The sequence below is a fragment of the Occallatibacter savannae genome (genome assembly GCF_003131205.1).
Taxonomy (GTDB): Bacteria; Acidobacteriota; Terriglobia; order Terriglobales; family Acidobacteriaceae; genus Telmatobacter; species Telmatobacter savannae.
The window spans coordinates 199762-223818 of the sequence record NZ_QFFY01000001.1 but is presented as its reverse complement, the minus strand read 5'-3'; the positions used below and the strand labels follow the sequence as shown (position 1 = coordinate 223818).

General features: G+C 60.1%; 22 protein-coding genes. 7 read left to right on the top strand and 15 right to left on the bottom strand.

From position 1 onward, the window contains the following. Positions 1-3: 3 nt before the first annotated feature. The 3 genes from DHV10_RS01035 to DHV10_RS01025 all read right to left on the bottom strand — a co-directional run bounded on the left by DHV10_RS01035 (position 4) and on the right by DHV10_RS01025 (position 4941). Complete coding sequence (locus DHV10_RS01035; RefSeq protein WP_109484470.1) at positions 4-3192, bottom strand: efflux RND transporter permease subunit; 3189 nt, start codon at positions 3190-3192, stop codon at positions 4-6. Beyond that, positions 3193-4440 carry an efflux RND transporter periplasmic adaptor subunit gene (locus DHV10_RS01030; RefSeq protein WP_109484469.1) on the bottom strand — a complete coding sequence of 416 codons (1248 nt, stop codon included), beginning with the start codon at positions 4438-4440 and terminating at the stop codon, positions 3193-3195. Positions 4441-4548: 108 nt separating this feature from the next. Continuing rightward, positions 4549-4941: a hypothetical protein gene (locus DHV10_RS01025; RefSeq protein ID WP_162601101.1), complete on the bottom strand. Its 393-nt coding sequence runs from the start codon at positions 4939-4941 to the stop codon at positions 4549-4551. Between the two features lie 197 nt (positions 4942-5138). Between DHV10_RS01025 and pyrF the strand changes: the two genes are divergently transcribed. From pyrF to DHV10_RS01010, 3 genes are all read left to right on the top strand, one after another. Then, positions 5139-5900, top strand: a complete 762-nt coding sequence (gene pyrF / locus DHV10_RS01020; protein ID WP_109484467.1) for an orotidine-5'-phosphate decarboxylase — start codon at positions 5139-5141, stop codon at positions 5898-5900. Between the two features lie 25 nt (positions 5901-5925). Further along, a complete protein-coding gene (locus DHV10_RS01015) occupies positions 5926-6351 on the top strand; it encodes a hypothetical protein (protein ID WP_109484466.1) in 426 nt (141 codons plus the stop codon). A 147-nt stretch (positions 6352-6498) separates the two neighbouring features. Beyond that, the gene (locus DHV10_RS01010; RefSeq protein WP_109484465.1) at positions 6499-8085 is read left to right on the top strand and encodes a TIGR03118 family protein; all 1587 of its coding nucleotides are present in this window, start codon (positions 6499-6501) and stop codon (positions 8083-8085) included. A 111-nt stretch (positions 8086-8196) separates the two neighbouring features. On the opposite strand, the gene DHV10_RS26865 is transcribed toward DHV10_RS01010, so the two are convergent. Then, complete coding sequence (locus DHV10_RS26865; RefSeq protein ID WP_162601100.1) at positions 8197-8340, bottom strand: hypothetical protein; 144 nt, start codon at positions 8338-8340, stop codon at positions 8197-8199. A gap of 188 nt (positions 8341-8528) precedes the next feature. Between DHV10_RS26865 and DHV10_RS01005 the strand changes: the two genes are divergently transcribed. Continuing rightward, positions 8529-9233 carry an Ig-like domain-containing protein gene (locus DHV10_RS01005; RefSeq protein WP_162601099.1) on the top strand — a complete coding sequence of 235 codons (705 nt, stop codon included), beginning with the start codon at positions 8529-8531 and terminating at the stop codon, positions 9231-9233. A 672-nt stretch (positions 9234-9905) separates the two neighbouring features. Here the strand turns inward: DHV10_RS01005 and DHV10_RS00995 are convergent. The 7 genes from DHV10_RS00995 to DHV10_RS00955 all read right to left on the bottom strand — a co-directional run bounded on the left by DHV10_RS00995 (position 9906) and on the right by DHV10_RS00955 (position 17490). Continuing rightward, positions 9906-10085, bottom strand: a complete 180-nt coding sequence (locus DHV10_RS00995; protein WP_109484462.1) for an Rcat domain-containing protein — start codon at positions 10083-10085, stop codon at positions 9906-9908. Between the two features lie 151 nt (positions 10086-10236). After that, a complete protein-coding gene (locus tag DHV10_RS00990) occupies positions 10237-11583 on the bottom strand; it encodes a hypothetical protein (protein WP_109484461.1) in 1347 nt (448 codons plus the stop codon). 120 nt (positions 11584-11703) lie between these two features. After that, the gene (locus DHV10_RS00985; protein WP_109484460.1) at positions 11704-12750 is read right to left on the bottom strand and encodes a CPBP family intramembrane glutamic endopeptidase; all 1047 of its coding nucleotides are present in this window, start codon (positions 12748-12750) and stop codon (positions 11704-11706) included. A 66-nt stretch (positions 12751-12816) separates the two neighbouring features. Beyond that, positions 12817-13668 (bottom strand): acetyl-CoA carboxylase carboxyltransferase subunit alpha, encoded by an 852-nt coding sequence (locus DHV10_RS00980; protein WP_109484459.1) that lies wholly within the window; start codon positions 13666-13668, stop codon positions 12817-12819. Positions 13669-14042: 374 nt separating this feature from the next. After that, positions 14043-16079: an amidase gene (locus DHV10_RS00975; RefSeq protein WP_239461237.1), complete on the bottom strand. Its 2037-nt coding sequence runs from the start codon at positions 16077-16079 to the stop codon at positions 14043-14045. Positions 16080-16645: 566 nt separating this feature from the next. Then, a complete protein-coding gene (locus DHV10_RS00960) occupies positions 16646-17155 on the bottom strand; it encodes an SRPBCC family protein (RefSeq protein ID WP_109484455.1) in 510 nt (169 codons plus the stop codon). Then, positions 17152-17490, bottom strand: coding sequence for an ArsR/SmtB family transcription factor (locus tag DHV10_RS00955; protein WP_239461236.1), 339 nt, complete (start codon positions 17488-17490; stop codon positions 17152-17154). The genes DHV10_RS00960 and DHV10_RS00955 overlap by 4 nt, the downstream gene beginning before the upstream one ends. A gap of 505 nt (positions 17491-17995) precedes the next feature. On the opposite strand from DHV10_RS00955, the gene DHV10_RS00950 reads away from it, so the two are divergent. Together DHV10_RS00950 and DHV10_RS27645 are read left to right on the top strand one after the other, a co-directional pair. Continuing rightward, positions 17996-19177, top strand: a complete 1182-nt coding sequence (locus DHV10_RS00950) for an acyltransferase family protein (protein WP_162601098.1) — start codon at positions 17996-17998, stop codon at positions 19175-19177. 101 nt (positions 19178-19278) lie between these two features. After that, positions 19279-19674 (top strand): DUF6496 domain-containing protein, encoded by a 396-nt coding sequence (locus tag DHV10_RS27645; protein WP_109484452.1) that lies wholly within the window; start codon positions 19279-19281, stop codon positions 19672-19674. A 76-nt stretch (positions 19675-19750) separates the two neighbouring features. On the opposite strand, the gene DHV10_RS00940 is transcribed toward DHV10_RS27645, so the two are convergent. Continuing rightward, positions 19751-20059, bottom strand: a complete 309-nt coding sequence (locus DHV10_RS00940) for a Rieske (2Fe-2S) protein (protein ID WP_109484451.1) — start codon at positions 20057-20059, stop codon at positions 19751-19753. Between the two features lie 118 nt (positions 20060-20177). Between DHV10_RS00940 and DHV10_RS00935 the strand changes: the two genes are divergently transcribed. Continuing rightward, positions 20178-21128, top strand: a complete 951-nt coding sequence (locus DHV10_RS00935) for an alpha/beta hydrolase (RefSeq protein WP_162601097.1) — start codon at positions 20178-20180, stop codon at positions 21126-21128. A gap of 3 nt (positions 21129-21131) precedes the next feature. Here DHV10_RS00935 and rapZ read toward each other — a convergent pair whose 3' ends face one another. From rapZ to DHV10_RS00920, 3 genes are all read right to left on the bottom strand, one after another. After that, positions 21132-22052: an RNase adapter RapZ gene (rapZ, locus tag DHV10_RS00930; protein WP_109484449.1), complete on the bottom strand. Its 921-nt coding sequence runs from the start codon at positions 22050-22052 to the stop codon at positions 21132-21134. Between the two features lie 79 nt (positions 22053-22131). Beyond that, entirely contained in the window at positions 22132-22758 is a 627-nt protein-coding gene (locus tag DHV10_RS00925; protein ID WP_109484448.1) for an HPF/RaiA family ribosome-associated protein, read from the bottom strand. 141 nt (positions 22759-22899) lie between these two features. Next, positions 22900-23931, bottom strand: coding sequence for a YihY/virulence factor BrkB family protein (locus DHV10_RS00920; RefSeq protein WP_109484447.1), 1032 nt, complete (start codon positions 23929-23931; stop codon positions 22900-22902). Between the last annotated feature and the right edge of the window lie 126 nt (positions 23932-24057).

The window sequence follows — 24057 nt, the reverse complement described above, 5'->3', positions numbered from 1 at the left end:
AAGTCATCCATCCGCCTCCACCTGCGCATGGTCTTCTTTCTTTCCATGCACAATCAGATACACAGCCGGCACCAGAAACACCGTCAGTACCACCGACACTCCCAGACCTCCGATGATCGCCCGCGCCAGCGGCGCATACTGCTCGCTCCCGGCCTCCAGCCCCAGCGCCATCGGAATCATGCCCAGCAGTGTCGCCAGCGATGTCATCAGAATCGGCCGCAATCGAATCCTGCACGACTCCACCACCGCCTTCGCCAGCGACAACCCCTCGTGGTGTAAATGCCCCGCGAACTCCACAATCAGAATGCTGTTCGACACCACGATTCCCGCCATCATGATCACGCCCATCAGCGACATGATGTTCATCGTGCTTCCCGTGATCAGCAGGATCACAACCACTCCTGCCAACCCCGGCGGAATCGCCATCAAGATGATGAACGGATCCGTAAACGACGCGAACTGCGCCATCAGAATCAGGTACACCAGCAGAATAGAGAGCATCAGCCCGATCGCGAATCTGCTGAACGACTGGTTCATGCTCACCACGCTTCCTCGCACCGTCACCTTCACGTTTCCGGGAAGCTTCATGCCGTCCACCACGTCATGCACCTGCGAGTTGATCTTCTGCAGAGCCTCGGTCGAAGGCATCACGTACACGTCCACCACTCTGCGAATCTTGTAGTGGTCCACCTCGGTCGGCGTGTTGATCTCCTTGATATCCGCCACCGACCGCAGCGGCGTGTAGTCCGACACAGTCGGCGCGCGCAGCGGAATCTGCTTGAAGTCATCCATCGTCATGTGCCCGATCTTCTGATCCGAATACTGCACCGTCAGCATGTAGTTGTTCCCCGTTTTCGGATCAACCCAGTAGCTCGGCGCAATCATTCCGTTCGAGGTCATCGCCGTGATGACGTTGTCCACAACCTCCTTCGGCGTCAGACCGATCAGGCTGGCTCGCTCGCGATCGATCGTCAGTTCCAGCCCCGGGTACCGCAGGTTCTGCGGAATCAGAACGTCGCTCACGTTCCGCAGCCCTTTGATCTTCCCTGCGATCTCCGTCGCAATGTCGTACGACTGCTCCATATCATTCCCACTCACCTGCACATCGATCGGCGCTGGTAATCCCTGGTTGATCACGGAGTCGACCAGACCGCCCGCCTGAAAATACGTCGACAGGAACGGCATGTTCCGCTGCAGCCTTCGCCGCACGCGCGCCATGTACGCATAGCTGCCCAGCCTGTGGCCTTCTTTCAAACTCACCTGCACAAACGCGGTGTCCATCGACGAATTGCTCGTGTAGATCGCTGACAAATCCGGCGTGATGCCGATATTCGAGACGATCATGTCGAGATCCTGTTGCGGAATGACCTTGCGAATCTCGCTCTCCACCTGCGCAATGTACTTATTGCTCAGCTCCAGCCGCGTTCCGCTTGGGCACTTCACATTGATTACGAACTGCCCCGGATCCGTGCGCGGGAAGTACGCCTTCCCCAGCAGCGGATACAGCGCCAGCGCCAGCACGCAAGCGCTTAGAATTCCAACCGTGCTCGCCACCGGCCGCAGGATCGTCCGGTTCACCAGCACAACGTACTTCTCCAGCATTCGTTGAAACTTCTCGTTGAACGCGCGCACCACGCGCTGGAAGAATCCCATCCTCTTCCCCGCCGTATGCACCGCGCGCCCTTCCGCCTCGAGCTCTTGTCCTTCTGACGCCTCCGCCTGGTTGGCCTTGATGAACTTCGCGCAATACAGCGGCACCACCGTCATGGCCACCAGGTACGAAGCGAACAGCGAGAACACCACCGCCAGCGCCAGCGCCGTGAACAGGTACTTGCTCACGCCGTAGAGCATCGCCACCGGAAAGAACACAATCGCCGTCGTAAACGTCGCTGCCAGCACGGCCAGCTGCACTTCCTTGCCGCCCCGCTCCGCCGCCACCTCCGGCGACTCGCCCATTTCCAGATGACGGAAGATGTTCTCCAGCACCACCACCGAGTTGTCGATCAGTCGTGAAAACGCCAGCGCCAGTCCCGCCAGCACCATCGTGTTCACCGAACCACCCGTAGCCTTGATGCAGATGAATGCCGCCAGCGCCGACAGCGGAATCGATAGCAGCACCGCAAATGTCGCCCGGATGCTCCCGAGAAACAGCAGAATCATCAACGCCGTCAGCACCAGCCCGATGCCGCCTTCATTGCCCAGATTCCGCAACGCCGACTTTACGAACTGCGACTGATCGAACACCACCGCCGTTTTCAGGTTCGACGGAATATCGACCAGGTTCTTGATCGCCGCTCGCATTCCGTTCACGATCGTGATGGTGTTGCTGTCGCCGCCCTGCTTCAGGACCGGCACATACACCGACCGTTGCCCATCGATGCGAACAATGTTCGTCTGCAGCGTTCCCGAGTCCTCGGCCTTGCCTACGTCGCCCACCATCACCGACGCATTCCCAACCGACTTCAGCGGAACGTCATTCAGCGCTTCCGGGCTCGACACCTGGCTGTTCGCGTAGATGTTGTAGTCCTTCGGCCCGATCCGCACATCCCCCGCAGGCAGAATCAAATTCGAATCGTTGATCCCGTGCACCACGTCCATCAGGCTCAGGTTGTGCGCTTCCAGCTTTTGCGGATCGACGTACACCATGATCTGCCGATACCGCCCGCCAAACGGTTGCGGCACCGATGCGCCCTGCACGCTCGCAATCTGGTTACGCACCTGGAACTGCGCCAGATCCTTCAGATTCGTCTCGTTCAGCCCCTTGCCCTTCAGCGTGACAAGACAAACAGGCTGGCTCGAAGCATCCATTCCCAACACCACCGGAGGCAGCGTCCCCGGCGGCAGTCGCCGCAGATCCGCCATCGCCAGATTCGAAATATTGCTCAGCGCTGCATTCGGATCAGTTCCCGGTTGGAAGTAGATCTTGATCAGGCTCACGCCGGTCAGCGATCGCGACTCGATATGCTCGATGTTGTTTCCCAGCGTAAAGAATCGTTCGAAGGTGTCTGTAATATCGGCTTCGATCTGCTCCGGCGGCATGCCCGAGTAGAACGTCGCCACCACCACAACCGGCATATCGATCGACGGGAACAAGTCCACCGGCATCGACGCCACGCTCACCACGCCCAGCACCACAATCACCAGGCACATCATGATGATGAAGAAGGGATATTTGATTGCAAATCTGGGCATCTACTTCGTACCCCCAGACTGCTCTTCGCTCGTGTCGGTGTCGCTCGTCGGCTGAACATTCGGCGTCACCGTTTCGCCTGCCTGGTAGTTCGCCTGCCCTCCCGTGATCACCTCATCGCCTTCTTCAAGCCCCGACTTCACCTCCACCAGATTCGAACCCTGCAACCCGGCGACAATATTGCGCGGCACCACGTGATGGTTCGCATCCACAACCAGAACCGACGCCTGACTCCCATTGCGCAGCACCGCCTGCACTGGAATCGTCAGCACGTTGTCATGGCGCTCCAGTTCAATCTTCGTATTCGCATACATGCCCGGCGTAAGCGACAGATCCTTGTTCGGAACATCGATCTCCGTCTCCATCGTCCTCGTCGCCGGATTTAGATTGCGCGTGAACCGCACCACCTTGCCCTCAAAGGCCCGGTGCACTGCGTCCACATTCACCGTCACCGTCGCGCCCTCGTGGACAAACTCCACCGCATCTTCCGGAACCGGCAACCGAAGCCGCAGCAGGCTGCTCTGCGACAACTTCACAATCGGCAGCGACTGCGTATCGGAAGCCGTTCCTGCCTGGATCAACGCGCCCGTATCCGCGTAGCGCCACACGATCACGCCATCGATCGGAGCCGTCACCTTGCTGTAATCCGCCATCGCTCCTACGCGCTCGTTATCGGCCTTCGAAACATCTGACTGCTGCGTCGCCGCAGCGAGCGCCGCTTTCGCTGCATCCACGCGCGACTCCGAAGCCAGGTCCTTCGACTGAGCGTCATCCAACTCCTGCTGCGCGATCAACCCTGGCTGAGCCGCCGCGGCCTGCTTCAATCGCGTATAGTCGCTGTGCAGAGCCGCATGTTCTGACTGCGCTCTCGTCACCTCGTGCTGCGCGCGCTTGATCTCATCCTTGCTGCGCTCCACCTCGGCCACCGTGCCCTTCAGCTGCGCGTTCAGCTCCGGCACCTCAAGCACCGCCAGCACCTGACCCTGCTTCACGCGGTCGCCGATATCCACGTTGATGTGCCGGATATACCCCGACACCTTCGCGTGAACATCAATCACCTGGAACGGCTGAAACTGCCCCGCAAGATTCAGATCGTGCGTAATCGAGCCCCGCACAACCTTCGCTACCGCCGCCGATGGAGTCTCGGCCGCATCCGCCCTGGAACCTTGGCTGCCAGATTTGCACCCGGCTATACCCAGCGCTGCGGCAATCGCCGCGCCGGCAAAAATAAAACACAAATGCTTTCGCATGGATTCATTGCACCTGTCGTGATTTTCAGAAGTGAGGAGATCGAGCTCGCGTGGTCGACGGCTTCCTTACGCCATCAACGGGCTAAAGCATCACGAAGTCCGAGCGGACTAAAGCACAGATTGAATCGGAGGGGGTCTGAAATAGAGAGAGGGGGTGTGAACTGTTGCGGGCGGCTTCAACTCCGCGAGATTCTTCTGATCGAAAGTACAGCGGCTCGCGCTCGACGCGCTCATCGTGATCGCGATCGCAGCAAACTGAGACAGCAGGGTCGAAGCCTGCGACTCTCCCAGCGATAGAGCCTGCCTGACCGCGTCCACCGCCTGCGAGTCTTCGTTCTTCGAGAGCAGCTTCGCCTCAGGAACGCGATGCACTGTCGGCTGCTGAAGATCGTAGAGCGAAAGCTTGTATCCGAATCCCCACAAGAACACGCAAACCCCAAGCGCCATCAGGAGCATAGAGATCCTGATTGAGGGCCGGCGCGGCTTGGATGTTTCGATCACTCTCTTCTCTTGTAGACGCCGCGACTTCGGTGCTGGATGCATGCCTCGTGGGGAAGGCATCCGCAGGCGAAACGAAAAGTGTCGCCGCAGCAATCCCATCTTTTCACAGAAGTCCACCAAAACCAACAGCCCGCCGTCGCTCTCCTATGCAGAATTCACCAGTTTTTCGCTGTCGTGAATAGAGTTACGATGGACTTATGCCCGCTCAACCGCCCGCCACGCAAACCGGCGCAACCTCCGCCGCTGATCCGATCTCAGCCGCCCGCCAGCGACTCATCGTCGCCCTTGACGTTCCCGACGCCGCAACCGCCCTCCACCTCGTCGACCGACTCGAAGGCACCTGCTCCTGGTTCAAAGTCGGTCTCGAGCTCTACGTCGCCGCCGGCCCATCCGTCCTTCAGCCCATCATCGATCGCGGCCACAACGTCTTCCTCGACCTGAAGCTGCACGACATTCCCAACACCGTCGCCGGAGCCGCACGCTCCGCTGCGCAACTCGGCGCGCGCATGCTCACCCTGCACGCATCGGGCGGCCCCGCCATGCTCTCCGCCGCGAAAGACGCTCTCGCCGGCCTCACCAATCCGCCCGAACTTCTTGCCGTCACCGTCCTCACCAGCATGGACGCGGGCCAGCTCCACGCCACCGGCGTCGGCCGCATCCCGTCTTCGCAAGTGGAACTCCTCGCCAAGATGGGTATGGAAGCCGGCATCCGCGGCTTCGTCTGCTCCCCCCAGGAAGTCGCCACACTCCGCGCTCTCACCGGCCCTGAAGGAGTCCTCGTCATCCCCGGCATTCGCCCTGCCGGCGCAGCCATCGGCGATCAGAAGCGCATCGCCGGCCCCGCCGAAGCGCTCCGCCTCGGAGCCAGCTATCTCGTCGTCGGTCGCCCCATCACCCAGGCCCCCAACCCCGCCGAAGCCGCCGCCGCCATCCTCAAAGAAATGTCCGACGCACTTTAGCAAATTCGAATGGAGAACCGCTTTTTTGGCTTACAAGATCAACCTGAATCAAGACCGCGCTGCCAAATGGAGAAGGCAGGAGAATCCTGACGGTCCGGTCACGTACATCCATGAAGACTCGGGATCCGCTCCGCAGTTCAGCCACATGAAATATAAAGGTACGAAAAAGCTCGACCTCAGTCCAGAAAACCTCATAGCTGTTGCGAGTAATGGAATCGAGCGAATCCAAAGTTTTCGCGAAAAGCACACCGAATCGGGCGAGTGTGAATTCGGCAGGTATGGAAAGGTACTGGTAAATGCGGAACAACCAGCACTTTTCATGGCTTGGGCTCTCTGGAATACGCAAGACGAGATCGTCTACATTACCTACACAGCTTCTTTGCAAGATCTCACTGAGTCGGCCGATGCAGATGGTATCGCACTGACGACGTCATGGTTTGGCGAACTCTGAGGATAGCTCAGCGTGAAACGCTAGGCTCTCTCTGCCGACAAAACAAATCGTGGAATAAATTCGCACCCGCTCGGTTATCACCTCAGACCGCAGATCGGCCGCACGTGCCGTCTTCCGCGCGATCTACTTCCTCACGAGGTGTAACGGATGCTCCGCAAGTTTCAGTTCCTTGTCTTTCTCGTGCTTCTATCTCATCTGTCCCGCGCGCAGACGCCCAGCGGATACACGCAAACCAATCTCGTCTCCGACGGTTCCGTAAAGGCCCAGCAAACCGATCCGCAGCTCATCAACCCCTGGGGCGTAGCCATCGGACAGCAGACCCCCTTCTGGATCAACACTGCCGGCACAGGCCTCTCCGAGATTTACGACGCCGGCGCCAACAAACAATTCACCGTCAAGATTCCCGCACCCGCAGGCAAGACAGGAACGCCAACCGGAATCGTATTCAACACCTCCCCCACTGACTTCGCAGTCCCGCACGGCGCAGCGTCTCTTTTCATCTTCGACTCGCTCGACGGCACCATCTCCGCATGGAACTCCAACATGACTGATGCCGCCACTGTCGTGGACAACTCCACCTCCGGCGCCGTCTACACCGGACTTGCAATCGTCGCCAACGGCGCAGCTAACTATCTGCTCGCCGCCAACTTCGCTCAAGACAAGATCGACGTCTTTGACGCAAAGTTCGCCCCGCATACACTCAGTGGAAGCTTCACTGACCCGTCCATTCCCGCCGGATTCGCGCCCTTCAACGTGCACGTGATCAACAACCAGGTCTTCGTCATGTACGCACAGCAGAATCCAAACGGCGGGCCTGCGCTGGCGGGCACCGGCTACGTCAGCATCTTCGACAACAATGGCAACTTCGTGCAGCGCGCCATCTCCGGCGGCCACCTCGATGCGCCCTGGGGAATCACCCTCGCCCCTGCCTCCTTCGGCCAGTTTGGCGGCGATCTCCTCATCGGCAACTTCGGCGACGGCACTATCAGCGCCTACGATCCAACAACCTTCGCTCTCAAAGGTCAGTTGAACGATCCGTCGGGCGCGCCGATTCAGATTGAAGATCTCTGGGAGCTCACCTTCGGCTCCGGCTCCACAGGCGATCCCAACACGCTCTACTTCGCCGCAGGAGTCAACCACGAGAAGGGCGGACTCTTCGGCGCCATAACCGCCGCGGCTCCGCATCCCGCAGGGGACTTCAGCATGAATCTCGCGCAGTCGTCGCTCACCGTTGCCCAGGGTGGCTCAGCTTCCGTACAGCTCAACCTGGTCCCCGCAAACGGATTCGCATCGAAGATCGATTTCAGTGTCTCTGGTTTGCCCGCTGGAGTTACGTTCCAGTTCTCTCCCGCCTCGGTGACGCCCACGGCCGGGGCTGCCTCGAGCACAATGCTCCGCATCACCGCCGGTACCTACACGCCGCCATCCAGCCCATACACCACTTCCCGGCTGCAAACCGGACGCGGCTCCCTCTCGCTGGCAGCCCTGCTTCCTCTTGGCCTGTTCGCGCTCGCGCCGATCCTGCGCAACCGAAAGGCGTTCCTCAAGCGTACGATCATCGGCGGAAGCGCGATCTCCGTACTGTTGCTTTGCATCATCGTCAGCGGATGCGGAGGAACCAAAGCGGTATCTGCGAACCCGACACCCACGCCCAAAGGCACCTCAACCCTCACCATCACCGCAACGTCAGGCTCGCTAACCCACACCACCACACTGGCTCTCACCGTCCGATAACATATCTTTGGGTGCCCGCGGTCCCTCGCACCTGGGGACCGGTGATATCTTCCAAGCAGTTGTGCCCCATTCATCCGCAGCTTCACCGCGGATGAGTGGGAAAGCTACCAGCTACCTCTTCCGTTCCCTGACCCGCTCGCGGCCTCCGCGAGCATCCCAGATCAGCAGCATCCCCAGCACCCCGGCAAACGCCAGCCCCATAACGCCAGTCCCCGACAAATCTCTCGACACCGACAGATACAAGTCGATCAGCATACCTCGCTCCGTGTGTGGCCCACATCCGCCACCGCAGCCAGTGTGCAACGAACCGTCCTCGCCTTCACCCACTGGAAGGCGCGCCTCTCAAACCAAGGTCATGCGGACAGGCACTCTCGCCAGCTCTCAATGGCATCTAAGCGGGCGTACGCCCCAAAATGCCCCCGAAGAGAAAGGCGAGATTCACCATGTTCATGAAAATGACGAGGGCTGTTCTTCCTGTCGGAGCTGCGACGCTGTCTCTCGCGCTCATCCTCACCGGATGCAAGGGCTTCTGGGATCCGCCTGCCGGCACTGGCACAGGCACAAACACCGGTACCACCGCGACCACCACCACTCTCACCGCGTCAAATTCAGCTGTCTCGGCCGGCGCCGGCCTCACCCTTACTGCGACCGTCGCGCCCGCTGCCGCAACCGGCTCCGTCACCTTCTCTGCCGGAACCGCAACCCTGGGCACCGCCACGCTCAACTCCGGCACGGCATCCTTCAATGCCACCTTCACCACCGCTGGAACAGAATCAATCACAGCCACCTACTCGGGCGACAGCACATACGCAGCGAGCACCTCGAGCGCCATCAGCGTCACCGTTACCGCTGCTTCCGCAGCCTCGCTCGCAAAAGCATTCAGCGGCTCCGGTCCGGACGCCGAACTCAATCTGGTTCTTTCTTCACAGTCCAGCTGGACGGCGCCGTCCCAGGTCCACCTTCACAACCTGGCCCGCTTCGTATCCAACGGAGCATCCTACACAAACCTCCAGGGCAGCCATTGCATCCTCTACTCGGGCACCGTCTTCCTCGCCGACGGCACCCAATCCCGCAACGCCATCTACAACCTCCCCGGCGGCGGCTACCTCGCCCCCGAAACCAAAGCCGCCGAACTCGGCTGCCAATAAAACCCAATAGCGGAACAGTCCCGTATCAGGGCACGACTTCAGTCGTGCCGAAAAAGCTCCAGAGACCTTGGGCATTAGCCCCTGAGGGATATCTTCGAGGTTATTTCCGTATACGCGGTCACTCAGGAACTGTCCTGATTATTGTCGTTACAGCGGGTAATCCGTCCGCCAAGGTGCTCGAGACATGCCGCTGTCGATACCCCAATTCGCGAGCAGATTTTCAACTGCTTCCAACGTGTCCAATTCGACGAATTCTGAAGCGATGAGTTGTTCCTCCCCGAAGTGCTGATGGACGATTCCTTCAGGAATCTCAAATCTCCTCACGTGCCAAAGTCGCATTTCCACACTGTCGGGATGATCGACGCGAGGAAGATCCTTTCTAAGGCGCGGCGGATAGACACATACAAAACCTCTGCATCCAGCGCGTGCCGCCGGCAATTCGCATGCAGCAGACCGGCCGGCCATGTCGAACCCGTTTCGCACTTCTTGGGTGAACATCCATTATCCTCGCATCGATGGATCGATTATCGCGCCCTCAACGGGAGTTCCTAGGGGTTGGTCGCCTATTCGGAAGTTATTCCCCCCTCGGTTTCTTGGTGATTTGGAATCAACCAAAACAGAAAAGCCCGGCTTCCGCCGGGCTCTCCCACAACCTGAGACTTGCTTTTCTACTTAAAGCTTCTCGTAGAAGTCGCACGCAGAACAGGAGATATAGATACCTCCCGGTACGCCGCGCTCGCGGTCCTTCACGCGCTTCACAATGCGCGTCGGTTTGCTGCACTTCGGGCAGTCGGTGGACTTCGTCGTGTCCATTGCTTTCTTGCGGTCGCCAGTTTTTGCAATCTTGGCCATGCGGATGATTCTCCTTCGGTGATTGTCTCTGCACACACGCGCTTACGCACGCGGCTTCAACGGCGCGGTCGTTTGCCCAGCACAACTTGTGGTCGGGAGGCAGCCAGACTCGCTGCCCTCTAGTCTACATCAGCCGCGGTTCCGCCGAGCCTCACTCAGGCTTCTGCTCCGGCACAGGTGCGGGCGTTGGATTCGCTGGTCCCAGCGACGGCGCCGACCCGGGAGTCGCCGGCTTGCCCGCATCGTCCCCGCTTACCCCTCTCTTGTCCTTGTCTGCAGCCTCAGCGGCCTTCGCCTGATCCGCCCTTCGTGCAGCAGCCACGTCCGGATAGTCATCCGCCTTCTGCTTCGGGAACTGCACCGGCTTCATCTGCCCCGCTGGATTCCTCGCTGCATCCGGCAGCTGCTCTCCCGGATTCACCAGCGTCGGCGGCGGAGCCGGAGCCTGCTTATCGGGGTCGCGCGTCACATCCCCCACCTGCACCGTCCGCGTCTTCTCCTGCGCGACCGTCACCGCCGGTGTGCCATCGCTCCGCATCAACCCCTCAACCACATCCTGATCGAACACCTGCGGAGCCTCGCCTACCTTCGCGATCTCCACGCGGATCACGCGGTTGCCGTTGATCCGCACAAACTCCACCGGCTGCGGAGTCTGCCCGTAGATCCACTCCTCAAACGGCGTCTGCCCTTCCGTCTCTCGTACTTTCCGTATTGGCTGGCCTTTGGCAAACAGAACCATATCGGTGCTCATCCCCACCCACACGTCGTGGTTCAGGATGGCTTCCTTCAGCTTTGGCGGCAGCGTATCGGTGAACGCCTGGATCGGCGTCTTCACGTCGAACGAAATCAGCGGAGCCAGCAGTGCCTTCACCTGAGAACCCGTCAAGCTTGGAACACCGCCCTCAAACTCCAGCGTCAGCCGCGCGCCCATCGGCTCATTTTCATCTCCGCCCTGCACCATCGGAGTCATCGCGCCGCCTGCGCCCAACTGAACGTGCCGCAGAAACCGGTGCTTCAGGTCCGGCCCGCCGTTGATCATGAACACCATCTTGTTCTTGTCGAATTTGATGTCCGTCAGCACCACCGCATCGCCCGGCTTCGCGCAAATCCCGAACTGCGTCACCATGTCCAGATACGGTTCGCCCGCCGGCTTCAGCTTCCCGTTCGCCTGCAGCGTCAACCCCTTGTGGCCGCGCGGAAACGGCCGCATTGCAAATCCCTGCTCAGCCTGCAGCACGCGAATCAGTTCCAGACGCGTCTTCGCGTCCAGACCCGTCTTCGGCAAATCCACATTGGTCGGCTTGATCTGCTGATACCGCCGGTCAACTGTACTGCCACCCGTTGACACATTCCCCGTACGCGTATCGATCGTGATGGCCTGCGCACCGGCATGCGGGGCCGAAGCCCACAGCGCCGTCACCAGCACGCCACTGCATGTAGCTGAAAACACACGAACAAGAATCGAAGAATCTGCGGGAATAAACAAAGGCTTGATCATGGGCGTCCTCCCATGGCTGCACCTGGCACTGACTAACGGTAGTGCCATTTCTCTAGAAAGGTCAAATCGGTGATTCCAACCGGAAACCCGGGCCCCTCAACCGGAAGACCCTCCGCAAACTCAGGGCAAATCTTCCCGGTCAGCTGCTCGTTCCAATGCAGGTTCTGATGCCGCCCGTGTCTCTGCCGGTGGTGTAGCTGCCGGAAGAATCTGCACCAGCCCCGGCGCAGCCGGCTCGGCATGTCCCATCGCAGCCTCATGCTGCCGCTTCGCAGCCGCATCGATATCCACCGGAATCCCGGCACCCACAAAAACCGGTGCATTGTGCTTGAAATCCAGCTCCCGCGTCGCCCGGTACAGAACCGCAAACGCCACCAGCAGCACCACGCAGGCCCACCAGCTCGCGTCCAGCCCATACCCGCCGCCCGTCAGCCAGAACGGCCCCATCGGATTGCCCTCGATCACCGGCGAGTGGCTGCTCACGCCCGTGACCGTCAGCCCGAAAATCAACGCCTGCGAAGCCTTCCACGCAAAGTTCAACCCCCAGCTCACCCACAGCGCCCGCGTCCTCAAGTAAGCCGTCGTGAGCAGAAAGCTGAACACCACCGAAATCGCAATGCTTGCATTGGTCGACCCCGGCTGAACCGCCCGCATAATCGCATAGAACAGCGCATACCCAAACGCCGCTCCCGACGGTCCCACCACCACCGCGAATCGCTGGAATCCGTAACCTCGAAACGCAACCTCTTCACCCAGAGCCAGCAGCAAAAAGTACGCCGCATCCGCAACGAGCCATCCCCATGCCCCATGCTGCGTCGTGATCACCACCGCTATCCCGCCGACCAGCAGCATTGGCAGCACGCACACCACCACGGCGCCCCAGCCAATCGCCGCGCCGATTCCGAACTCGCCTGCCCATCCAGAGCGCAGCGGCAACCCCTGTGCCGCAATCGAACGCGGCTGCCGATCGAACAGCGCTCCAAACGCCGCATATCCCAGGATTAGCAATCCCGCAAACAGCGTCTGTTCCACGAGCGGCTGCCACGCATCCCGCTGAACCGCAATCGCCGCATTCCGCGCAAACGCCCGCACGATGAAGAAGTAGAGAACGGCCGCAACGAACTCCAGGTACGCGCGCAGCTTTCCCGTGCGCTGAATCGCGCTCATAGCTGTACCCTGAATTCGACTGACCTTCTCATCAGCGATGCGCGTCGCTCGGCAGCCACGGGTCCGCTAGACCTGGTCTTCCGTGTAGCACTGCGCAATCTTCCTGAACTTCTCCTGACGCGCAGCGACCATCGCTTCCACCGGCATCCGCTTCAGCTCATCCAGATGCCGCTTGATCGCGCTGCCCACCATGCCCGCGCCAGCCGGATGATCCGTATGCGCGCCGCCCTCCGGCTCGCCGATGATCTCATCCACGCAACCCAGCGCCGCAACCTCCGGCGCCGAAATCCGCATCGCCTCCGCTGCCTGCTGCTTGTGCGCCGCATCGCGCCACATGATCGCCGCACACGACTCCGGCGTAATCACAAAGTAAAGCGCGTTCTCCAGAATCAGCACCCGGTCGCTCACTGCCAGCGCCAGCGCGCCGCCCGAACCGCCCTCGCCGCTGATGATCGAAATTGTCGGCACCCGCAGCCGCGACATCTCGCGGATATTCCGCGCAATCGCCTCCGCCTGCCCGCGCTCCTCCGCACCCAATCCCGGATAAGCCCCCGGCAGGTCGATGAAGCTCACCACCGGCCGGCCGAACTTCTCCGCAATCTTCATGCAGCGAAGCGCCTTCCGGTATCCCTCAGGATTCGGCATGCCGAAGTTGCGCTTCACACGCTCCTTCGTCGAACCGCCCTTACGATTCCCGATGACCAGAACTTCCTCGTCACCGAGCCGCGCCATCCCGCACGCCACCGCCGCATCATCGCCAAAGGCGCGATCCCCGTGAATCTCGCTGAAATCCGTAAAGATCCGCTCGATAAAGTCCATCGGGTAAGGCCGCTGCGGGTGGCGCGCCCTCTCAATTCTCTGCCATGCAGGCGATACCGGCTGCTGGCCGCTGGGTGAACCTGATGCGTGTTCAGTCATCGGAAGTGAGCAGCTCCAGAGACAGGACCGATCCACTGCCCCCTACTGCTCTTCCGATTCTAAGTGTTGCACCTGAGTTGGTACAAACCCTCCGAATTCATTCACCCCGCTCGGCTTCGAGAAGAGATCGGGTGCCCCATGTCTCCTGTTTTGGAGACATGGGATACAAGGAACTCGGGTGCCCCATTCTAAATCGGCCGTGAGGACGATTTAGGGTGGGAACGAGACACTCGCGGGAAGCGTGAAAAGCTGTGCCCCATTCCCCGCACAGCCTCCTCGTGCGATGAGTGGGAAACAAGCCGGAGTCCACCACTCAACCGCTTCTGCACAGCTAAGAGCTAACAGCTAATAGCTGAAAGGCTGAAAGCCAGCAGCTAAAATCCCACCGGCCTCTCCCCCGCCACCCCAAACGCCTTCTCCATCGCCATCCCCACCTCGCACAACCGTCCCTCATCGAACAGCCTTCCGATCAGCGTCACTCCATGCGGCACTCTCCGCGGCGGCGAAAACTTCGGCAGCGGATGTTTCGGATCCGGCGCCCAGTCACTTCGCGCCTCGGTGATCTCCACGAACCCCGCACGAAACGTCAGCGAAGGATGCCCCGTGTTATTCGTGATCACCAGAATCTCATCGCGCAGCGACGGAACCAGCAGCAGATCCACCTGCGACATCACGCGCGCCATCTCCATCGCCACCTTCCGCCGCATCCGATCCGCCTGCACAAAATCCACCGCCGACAGAAAGCGAGACTGCCGGAACGTATTCGGCCACGCATCCGGAACCTGCGCCCGCAGCTCCGCCTCCTTGTGACTCAGCGTCAACTCCTCAAACGCCGCCGCGCTCTCCGCGAACAGAATCAGATTCAGCGAATCGTACGGCCAATCCGGCAGCGACACTTCAACCAACTTCATGCCCAGCTTGCTTACCGTCTCCAACGCCGCCCGATCCACATCCGTCGCTTCCTTCATCCACGCCGGAAAATACCCAACCCGCAGTCCCGCCACCTTCGCATTCGCGTCAAAACTCAACGAACTCGGCACGCTCGCCACGTCGCCTGCGTCCGGCCCCGAGATCGCCTGCAACACCAGTGCCGTGTCCTCCACATACCGCGCCATCGGCCCCAGCTTGTCCAGCGACCAGCACAGTGTCATCGCTCCCGTCCTTGCCACGCGCCCATACGTCGGCCGCAGCCCCGTCACACCGCAGCGCATCGACGGACTCACAATGCTGCCGCCCGTCTCGCTTCCAATCGCAAACCCCACCAGCCCCGCCGCCGTCGCAGCACCCGGCCCCGCACTCGAACCCGACGCACCCTCCTCCGGCACCCACGGATTCATCGTCTGCCCGCCAAACCAGATATCGTTCAGCGCCAGCGCACCCAGGCTCAACTTCGCGACCAGCACCGCGCCGGCCTCATTCAGCCGACGCGTCACCGCCGCATCCTTCTCCGGGACGCGATCGCGATACGGCTCCGCTCCATACGTCGTCCGAATCCCCGCCGTATCCAGCAGATCCTTTGCGCCCCATGGAACCCCATGCAGCGGCCCGCGATACTTCCCCGCCGCAATCTCCTTGTCCGCAGCCCGAGCCTGCTCCAGCGCATGCTCCTTCGTCAGCGTGATCACGCACCGCAGCTTCGGGTCGAACCTCTCCAGCCGATCCAGATAGATTCCCGTCAACCGCTCCGACGTAATCTGCCGCGACTCAATCCACCGCGACAACTGCCCGACCGAAGCAAACGCAATATCCTCATCCTTCTGCGGCAGCGGCGCATTCGTACCCGAACTCCTGATAAACAGATCGGTTGGGTGCCCCATGTCTCCCTTTTTTGGAGACATGGGATACAAAGAACCCGAACCTGATGTCGGGTGCCCCCGGTCCCTCGCACCTGGGGACCGGGGATCCGAAACATTCGAACTAGAAGTTGGGTGCCCCATTCTAGATAGTTCGTCAGAACGATCTAGGGTGGGATACGAAGATCCCGGGTGCCCCATGTCTCCTGCTGTTGGAGACATGGGAGACGAAGAACCCGACCCAGAGACCTTCATCCCCGGTAACACCGGATTCCAAACCGTCGCCGGCGCCACACTCGGCTCCAGCGTCATCTTCCGCGGCCCCGTCCTCCGCTCATACAGCGGAGCCATCGCCATACGCCAGTTCCCCGCCGCCTGCGCGCGGTCCGCCTCGGTCATCTCGATCTGCACCAGCTTCTCGGCTTCCGCAAACGTCCCCGCACTCACCCCCGGCCCCACAGGCTGCGCCGTCCCAAAAGCCGGGGGAGCCCCCGGCGTCTGCTGATTCTGCGCTGGTGCCTGACTCTCTCCCGCCGCCTGCTCCCCGTCCATGGGCAGCGCCGCCGCCACCGCCCCCATCGTCCCCATGGCAATGAACCGCCGTCTCGAACTCGTCATGAGTGCCTCATCCAGAAGTGATTGAGTTTGATTTTCGAAATGAATGCTAGATGTGCCACGTAGCTCGCAACACCGTGAGCATAAACAAACCTCCCATGGTTGCAAGGCCCATCCCGAAGAGCGTGATTCTCTTCTCATAGGTGGCTGGGTTCCCCCTGTACCGGAAGACAAACCAGAAGGCGCACGCTGTGAAAGCGAAACACATTGCATAAATATAGGGAGAATGAACCCAGGCCGGATAGATGTGTCTGCGCTGTTCTTCACTCAAACTTGGCAAGAAGAAAAACTGGAGCACGGCCCAATTGACTGCACACAAAATCGTCACCGCGGCCGCAACCTGTGGGAAGCTCAAGCAGCTCAGTTTCATCTCGTATGCACGATTATGCCAGAGTAGCCGTCGCCATCCTGCGGCCGATCGTGAGCCGCTTCGGGCCTAAACGCGAACTCGCCAACCTGCCACGTCGCCAAGCGACGCCAACTCGCGAAAACAACAAACGGAAATCACCTGACCAGAACGCCGAACCTTCAGCCAGGTGACCTCCGTTTCGATTGAACCTGCTTATTGCTTACCTGCCCCGCGCCATCTCCTGAAGAACCGCAGCAAACTTCTCGAGGATCTGGTTGTAGCCCTCAACCTGACCGCTCTCGCGAGCGCTCTCCATCGACTCGTTTCCAATCAGCGTGACTCTCGTCCGCCCATCTCCGAGGTCTTCGAAAGTGACCACATCGTGCGCATCGTCCATGGCCTCATGGTTGATCCCATACTCCGCGGCATCCACCTTGTTCCCCTCTGAGTCCGCAAAGTACATCGAGTACACAATCTTCTCGTACGGAACAATCTCGAAGTACTCGCCGCCGTTCCAACCCTCCGTCCCGTCCGGCCCTCTCATGCAGCAGAGAAACTTCCCTCCCACGCGAAAATCGATCTTGCAAACCGGCGCAGTGAATCCTTTCGGTCCCCACCACTGCATCACATATTTCGGGTCCGTCCACGCGTTCCATACCAGTTCGCGTGGAGCATCGAAGATCCTTGTAATCACCATCCGCTCTGTTTCGTTCGCCGTGTTCTTGGTCATCCCTGACCTCCTTCGTTTTCTCTTTTCATTTCCTTCACCACCGCATCCAGCTTGTCGAAACTCTCTTCCCAGAATTGCCGATACCGGAACGCCCAATCGCTCACTTTTCTAATCGCCTCCGGCCGCAGCGTGCACACACTCTCCCGGCCGCGCTTGGTCTTCACCACGATCCGCGCCCGCACCAGATACGCAATGTGTTTTGAGATCATCTGCTGCGACAGAGCAAACGGCTCCGTCAATCCATGCACAGTCGCAGGCCCGCGGCTAAGCCGATCCACCATCGCCCGCCGCGTCGGATCTGACAAAGCCGCAAATGTCGTTCCCAATCGATCCACAACCCAATGGTAGTGAATTATTGTCGAAAGTCAACAGTGAATTCGACAACCTCTCAACCCCTCTTCACGGATCCAGCAGCATCCGGGTGCCCCGTCCTAACCTGTTAGGGCGGGGTAATGAACAATCCAATCCAAGCCCAACTTCGGGTGCCCCGTCCTAACTTGTTAGGGCGGGGTGAACACTAATCAAGCCGAACTCTGGGTGCCTCAAGCCTGCCCTTAGCCACGCCGAAGCGCCCCTCCCACGTTGGAACCGGAGAATGTTCTGACTCTCAAACCAAACCGGATGCCGTGTCTCGATTCTGAGACCTGGGAAACGAGAATCTTGGTTCCCCTTCTAAATTGGCCCTCAGACCAATTTAGGGTGGGACGACATCCACGGAGTTGTGCCCCTCATGTCGCGCCAAAGCCTTGGTAAGGCGGATTCATTGTTCACCGTGCGATGAGCGGGCGCACTCCATCAAATTTCGCGAACCGACACCACCAACCCGCCGTATCATCTCTCATGCCCGAGACCGCCCAAATCGAACCCATCACTCTGGTCGACAGCACCACGCCGGCTGTCGCAACTCGCGACCTCTACATCGATCGTCTCCGCACCATCATGACGGCGCTCGTCATCCTGCATCACGCCGCCATCACATACGGCGCATCGGGCAGCTGGTTCTACAACGAACTCCACGTCTCCGGCTCGCTTCCAAGCATCCTTCTCACGCTCTTTGTCGCCACCAACCAGTCCTACTTCATGGGCTTCTTCTTTCTTCTCGCCGGGTACTTCACCCCCGGCTCTCTCGAGCGCAAAGGCTCCGGCCAATTCATCGCCGATCGCTTCACGCGCCTCGGCATCCCGCTTCTCGCCTTCATCTTCATTCTCGGCCCTCTCACCGCAGCCATGGTTGCTGCGCACGACGGCAAAGGCTTCTGGAACGCCATCCGCTACATGGCCAATCACACCGTCATCATCAACGGCCCGCTCTGGTTCGCGCAGGCCCTCCTCATCTTCTCGCTCATCTACTGCGCCGGTCGCGCCGCCTTCGGCTCATCGCTTGCAAACTCCACCCGCCCTCCTCAACCTGTTCCTCCCTATGCAAGATGGCTTCTCAGCGCGATCCTGATCGGCGCTGCAAGCCTTGTCATTCGCCAATTCGTTCCCGTCGGCCAGAACATTATCGGTCTGCAGCTTGGCTTCTTCGCGCCCTACATCTTCCTCTTCTCCGTCGGAATCGCAGCATGGCGCAACAACTGGATCCGCCAGCTTCAGTGGAAACACGCGCGCCCCTGGGTCATCATGCTCATCGCCGCGTGGCCCGTCCTGCCCATCAGCATCGCCATCGCCATGCGCGTCTTCCCACCGGAAGAAATGAATTTCGCCGGCGGACACACATGGCCCGCCATCATCTATTCCTTCTGGGATCCCTTCGTCTCCTGGGGAATGATCACTGCATGGCTGCTCATCGCGCGCGCAACCATGAACAAGCCTTCGGCACTCTGGTCGTGGCTCAATCGTCGCGCCTACGCTGTCTTCATCATTCATCCGCCTGTGCTCGTCGGCATCAGCCTTTTGCTGCAACCACTCCTCGCCCCCGCGATTCTCAAGTTCGTCATCACGGGCACATTCGCATGCATTGCAACATGGCTCATTGCAGATCCGCTCGTTCGATTGCCCGTCATTCGTCGAATCGTGTAGCACAAGCGCACTCGTGCGCGCATTGCGAGGCAACCTTCCGCGCACATCGTGATGCAACTTGCCCCAAGCTGCACGCCATCTGACCTCCGAGGAGGATAGTTATGGCAACGAAAAAGGCAGCCAAAAAGAAGTCCAGTAAAAGTTCGAGAGGCAGCTCTTCGCGCGGAACGTCTAGCCGCTCATCGCGCAGCACCACGAAAAAGAGCACACGCAGCAACGGCGCAAAGAAAAGCACGCGCAGCAATAGCGCGAAAAAGAGCACACGCGGCTCCGCATCGAAGAAATCCAGTTCCACCCGCGCAAAGAAATCTTCCGGACGCAAGTACTCGCCATCCGCCGGCAAAGACGTCGAACGCGAAATGCGCGCCATGAAAGAAGGCAAACTGAAATCGGGCCGCAGCGGAAAGAAAGTCACGAATCCAAAGCAGGCCATCGCCATCGGCCTCTCAGAAGCGCGCCGCGAAGGCAAGAAGGTTCCGGCCGCGAAGAAGAAGTAAAGCCCAGGCGAGACTCACTGCACAGTGAATCGTGAATGCGGCCGATCCCGCAGCCGGCAACAAGCAGGACGGCCGCTTACAGCTTAGCCCTCAACTCCCCGCTCTCTACCTTCGCCTCATAAACCTCCACCTTCAAATCCGGTTCCCCTTCCGCCGACCCGGTCTTCACGTCGAACGAAATCGCGTGCCACGGACACATCACCTTCCCGCCCTCGATCGATCCCTCGCCAAGCGGACCGCCCTCATGCGGACACGTCCCATCCAGCACGCACACTGCACCATCCACATTCCCGACGCACAGCGCGCGCCCATTCACTTGAAACTCCTTCACCATCCCCGGCGCTGGAATCTCAGCCTGCGAACAAATCCGCACAAACTCTGCCATGACCTCATCTCCTGAGCTATCGACGTCTCACACCTGAAGCAGCGCAATTAGCATAAATGTGAGCCGCCCTGCGCACGCAAGCGAAGCCTCGGCAGCAGCAATCAGTAAGTTCGAAGAGATGAGCAAATCAACACCGCCTCGGAAGTCTTCAGCCGCATCGGCTGCGCAGCCGCTATCGCCGCGCACAACTCCGCTCAACCGGCCCGCTCCGCCTATAGTCTCCGGGCGCTGGCTGCTCGGCGGCCTCGCCATCGCTCTTCTCGCCGCTGTCCTCTGCGCCTGGGGAACGCTCTGCATCCTCTTCTGGCAAGGTAGCTGGCAGCTGCTCTATCACCCCACTTCAGCTGTCACCAACACGCCGGCAAATGCAACCCTTTCCTTCGAATCCATCGGCTTCGCCTCAAACGCCTCCGGCGAGCCCCAGCTCCGCGGCTGGTGGATTCCCGCCGCATCACAGCCGCGCTTCACTGCCATCTACCTCCACAGCCAGACCGGAAACCTCTCCGACACAATTGGAGGACTCGAACAACTCCACGCCGCTGGCCTCAACGTCTTCGCATTCGACTACCGCGGCTACGGCCAAAGCCACTTCGAACACCCCAGCGAACAGCGCTGGCGCGAAGACGCCGAGTCAGCCCTGCACTATCTCACAGGCACACGCCACATCTCCAGTTCGTCGATCCTTCTCATCGGCCGTGACCTCGGCGCCAACCTCGCTCTCGAAGTTGCCGCACGCCACTCCGATCTCGCCGGCATAGTACTCGATCAGCCGCTCGCTTCGCCCACCGCCGCCATCTTCGGTGACGCGCGTTCGCACCTCGTCCCCGCGCACCTGCTGGTGAGCGATCGCTGGGATGCAGACGCCGCCGCATCCAACCTGCTCATTCCATCCCTGTGGTTTTATAACGAACCCAAATCGCTGGCCGCGCCGCGGACCAACCCGAACGCCTACCAGGCCGCCCCGGCCCGCAGATTCATCGTGTGGCTCTCCAACTCACCCGACCAGACTCGCCAGTTCAGCAGCGCTCTCTCCGCGTTCCTCGACCAGTTGCAGAAGCCCGCGAAATAACCACTATCGCGGCATATCCCGATGCACAGCCTTCGCAATGTACCCGGCCTTCGACAGACGCTTCGCGATCTCCTCCGCCATCATCACGCTGCGATGTTGCCCGCCCGTGCACCCGAAAGCAATCGTGAGATAGCTCTTCCCTTCCTTCACATAGTGCGGCATCAGGTAGAGCATCAGATCGGTGACCTTATCCAGAAACTCCCCGGTCTGCGGAAACCCCTTCACATACCCCGCCACCTTCGCATCGAGCCCCGTCTTCTCTCTGAACTCCGGCACGAAATGCGGATTCGGCAGGAACCTCACATCGAACACCAGGTCCGCATCCAGCGGCACCCCATTCTTGAATCCGAAACTCAGGCACGACACCAGCAACCGCTCCGTCTGATCCCCGTGCCCGAATCTCTTCAGGATCTCTTCGCGCAGCTCGTGCACATTGAATCGCGAAGTATCGATCTGCGTATCCGCCACGTTGCGCACGGTATCCAGCATCTGCCGCTCTTCCACAATTGAACGGGACACGCTCTCCGACCGGCGCAGCGGATGCGGCCTGCGCGTCTCCGAATAACGCCGCACCAGAACCTGGTCCTGCGCGTCCAGAAACACCACGCGCGTCGGCAGCACGCGCTTCACATGCTTGATGATCTCCGGCAGTCGGTCCAGCGCCTGCCCCTCGCGCACGTCCACCACAATCGCAGCGCGCTCAATCTCCTTCGACTTCGCAACCAGCCCAGCGAACTCCTGCATGAGTTCCAGCGGCAGATTATCGACAGCCTGATACCCGAGGTCCTCAAACGCCTTCAGCGCCGAAGCTTTTCCTGCGCCGGAAATTCCAGTGAGAATGATCAGTTCTTTCCCTGATGTCTTCGCCGAAATTTTCGGCTCTGTGCGGCTGCGCACACCTGTCTTGGACTGCTTGGGCGCCATGCGCCCATCCTAGCACCCTCAATCAAGAGCACACCTACGCAAACGAAAACAGCGTCACCGGAGTAACGCTGCTTTCATCTCATGGAACTTCGACCAGTTCCATCTGCCCATCGCGTCGGCGATGCAGCACGTACAAGTCGCCGGCGCGGTTCCTGAAGATCAGCAGGTCCTTATCCCGAAACTCCGCATCCTTCACCGCCTCTTCAATCGTCATCGGCTTCACGGCAATCGCTTCACCGCTGGCCAGAATGTGCGGCTCGACAATGGCAGTACTTACAGGAAATGAATGCACCGGAATGGCTGTCTTCACCTTCGCTCGTGTCAGCTTTCCGTTCTCGTGCATTCCTTCGGGTTGTGCGCCGCGTTTCGCGGGTACCACCGGCGGAGCCGTCAGCACTTTGTCCAGCTTCGGCATCCGCTTTCGCTCGAACTGCCGGTCGCGGTATTTCAGTGCCTGGTTTTCGGCATGCTGAATGGCAATTCGCAGTGCTCCTTCCAGCGTGTCGGCCTTACCTGCTGCTTCAATCGTCTGTACGCGCGCCTTGATCGTCAGCTCGGCGATCTGCAGGTGTCTCTGCGCGCGAAACACCACGCTTGCGCGCGCTCCTTTACCCAGTATGCGGGCTATCCGTTCCAGGCCCTCCTCGGCCTGTGAGCGGACCCCCTTCGGAACGCTAACTTGTCTCGCGGTGAACTCCACTTCCATGGTCAGCCTCCGCTCTTCCTTCTCCGGCCGTCAAAGGCATCCGGAGAATCTCGGATTCTACCGCATTCCGCCCCGCTGCGCGAAACGCCGCAGATTCTACCCGTGGAGGGAATTGTACGACTTCGGGAAGAACCGCGATCCTCAGCGCCGCGACGCCGAAACCGCCTGGGCATGAACCCCCGTGGAACCGCTATCGTGCAGTTCCAGGCTTCGCTCCGCCGCTGCCGCCTCGATCTTGCTGTTTACCTCTGCCCCAATCAAAAGCATCAGCCCGGTGATGTAGAACCACATCAGCAGAATCACCACAGCACCCAGCGACCCGTACGTCACGCTGTAAGTATTGAAGTAGTGCAGATACAGCCGAAATCCAAGCGACGCCAGCATCCAGCCCACAATCCCTATCACCGCGCCGGGCGTAATCCAGTGCCACCGCATGTCGCAATCGGGCGCCCAGTAGTAAAGCACCGCAAACGTAAGCGCCAGCACCACCCCTGCTAACACCCAGCTCACCAGCCGCACAGACGCGATCCCCGCCACCTGCAGAATTGTGTCGTGCACCCGCGATCCAATCAGATGCGCGAAGTAGTCTCCTGCCAGCATCGACCCCAACCCGAGCGACACCATAACAATCAGCAGGATCGTCAGGCCGATCGCCTGCAGCCGCGCCACGAGATAAGATCGCCGACTTTCAAGCTTGTACACGGCGTTCAGCGTCTCCTGGATCGCCGACACCCCAACCGACGCTGACCAGATCGCGGCCACAAGCCCGAACGTCACCTTCCCGGAAGTAGAGGCTGCCGTCGTCTCATTGAACGTCTTCAGCACGGCGCCCATCGCCGATGTCGGAATCACCAGGGCCAGATGGCCCAGCAGCTCTCCGTAGAACTGGTTCGCCGACCGCGCCACCAGCCCGAGAATCGAACTCGCGCAGATCAGGGTCGGAAACAGCGCAAAAAGGAAATAGAACCCCAGTTCCGCCGCCCAGCCAAACACCCGGTCTTCAAACAGCCCTCTCCAAACGCGCTTTAGAACTCTGTGATACGGAATGTCCTTCAGATCCCAGAAGGATTTCAGCGGGGTGCGAAAGACCGTCTCCCAGATCCGTCTCTCATGTCGTGGCAGCGCCCTGTTCAAATTGGGCACTGCATCCGAGGTGTGTTCAGCGGAATCCATGAGTATGCTCGCGGTTACATTGAGCCTTAGATGCTGCATCCTGAGTACCCGATGGACGATGCGCCCGTTTCAGGCCCTCCCCGCCCTCAAGCAACTGATGAGCAAACGCCTAAATACCTCCTGCAT

What these genes read in the sequence shown, in the direction of transcription:
- DHV10_RS26865 (WP_162601100.1), bottom strand. Translation starts at nt 8,340, where the DNA reads ATGCTGATCGACTTGTATCTGTCGGTGTCGAGAGATTTGTCGGGGACT.
- DHV10_RS00950 (WP_162601098.1), top strand. Translation starts at nt 17,996, where the DNA reads ATGCCCGAGACCGCCCAAATCGAACCCATCACTCTGGTCGACAGCACC.
- DHV10_RS00960 (WP_109484455.1), bottom strand. Translation starts at nt 17,155, where the DNA reads ATGACCAAGAACACGGCGAACGAAACAGAGCGGATGGTGATTACAAGG.
- DHV10_RS00990 (WP_109484461.1), bottom strand. Translation starts at nt 11,583, where the DNA reads ATGATCAAGCCTTTGTTTATTCCCGCAGATTCTTCGATTCTTGTTCGT.
- DHV10_RS01005 (WP_162601099.1), top strand. Translation starts at nt 8,529, where the DNA reads ATGTTCATGAAAATGACGAGGGCTGTTCTTCCTGTCGGAGCTGCGACG.
- pyrF (WP_109484467.1), top strand. Translation starts at nt 5,139, where the DNA reads ATGCCCGCTCAACCGCCCGCCACGCAAACCGGCGCAACCTCCGCCGCT.
- DHV10_RS00985 (WP_109484460.1), bottom strand. Translation starts at nt 12,750, where the DNA reads ATGAGCGCGATTCAGCGCACGGGAAAGCTGCGCGCGTACCTGGAGTTC.
- DHV10_RS01035 (WP_109484470.1), bottom strand. Translation starts at nt 3,192, where the DNA reads ATGCCCAGATTTGCAATCAAATATCCCTTCTTCATCATCATGATGTGC.
- DHV10_RS00995 (WP_109484462.1), bottom strand. Translation starts at nt 10,085, where the DNA reads ATGGCCAAGATTGCAAAAACTGGCGACCGCAAGAAAGCAATGGACACG.
- DHV10_RS00925 (WP_109484448.1), bottom strand. Translation starts at nt 22,758, where the DNA reads ATGGAAGTGGAGTTCACCGCGAGACAAGTTAGCGTTCCGAAGGGGGTC.
- DHV10_RS00980 (WP_109484459.1), bottom strand. Translation starts at nt 13,668, where the DNA reads ATGACTGAACACGCATCAGGTTCACCCAGCGGCCAGCAGCCGGTATCG.
- DHV10_RS00935 (WP_162601097.1), top strand. Translation starts at nt 20,178, where the DNA reads ATGAGCAAATCAACACCGCCTCGGAAGTCTTCAGCCGCATCGGCTGCG.
- DHV10_RS00975 (WP_239461237.1), bottom strand. Translation starts at nt 16,079, where the DNA reads ATGACGAGTTCGAGACGGCGGTTCATTGCCATGGGGACGATGGGGGCG.
- DHV10_RS01030 (WP_109484469.1), bottom strand. Translation starts at nt 4,440, where the DNA reads ATGCGAAAGCATTTGTGTTTTATTTTTGCCGGCGCGGCGATTGCCGCA.
- DHV10_RS01010 (WP_109484465.1), top strand. Translation starts at nt 6,499, where the DNA reads ATGCTCCGCAAGTTTCAGTTCCTTGTCTTTCTCGTGCTTCTATCTCAT.
- DHV10_RS00920 (WP_109484447.1), bottom strand. Translation starts at nt 23,931, where the DNA reads ATGGATTCCGCTGAACACACCTCGGATGCAGTGCCCAATTTGAACAGG.
- rapZ (WP_109484449.1), bottom strand. Translation starts at nt 22,052, where the DNA reads ATGGCGCCCAAGCAGTCCAAGACAGGTGTGCGCAGCCGCACAGAGCCG.
- DHV10_RS00940 (WP_109484451.1), bottom strand. Translation starts at nt 20,059, where the DNA reads ATGGCAGAGTTTGTGCGGATTTGTTCGCAGGCTGAGATTCCAGCGCCG.
- DHV10_RS27645 (WP_109484452.1), top strand. Translation starts at nt 19,279, where the DNA reads ATGGCAACGAAAAAGGCAGCCAAAAAGAAGTCCAGTAAAAGTTCGAGA.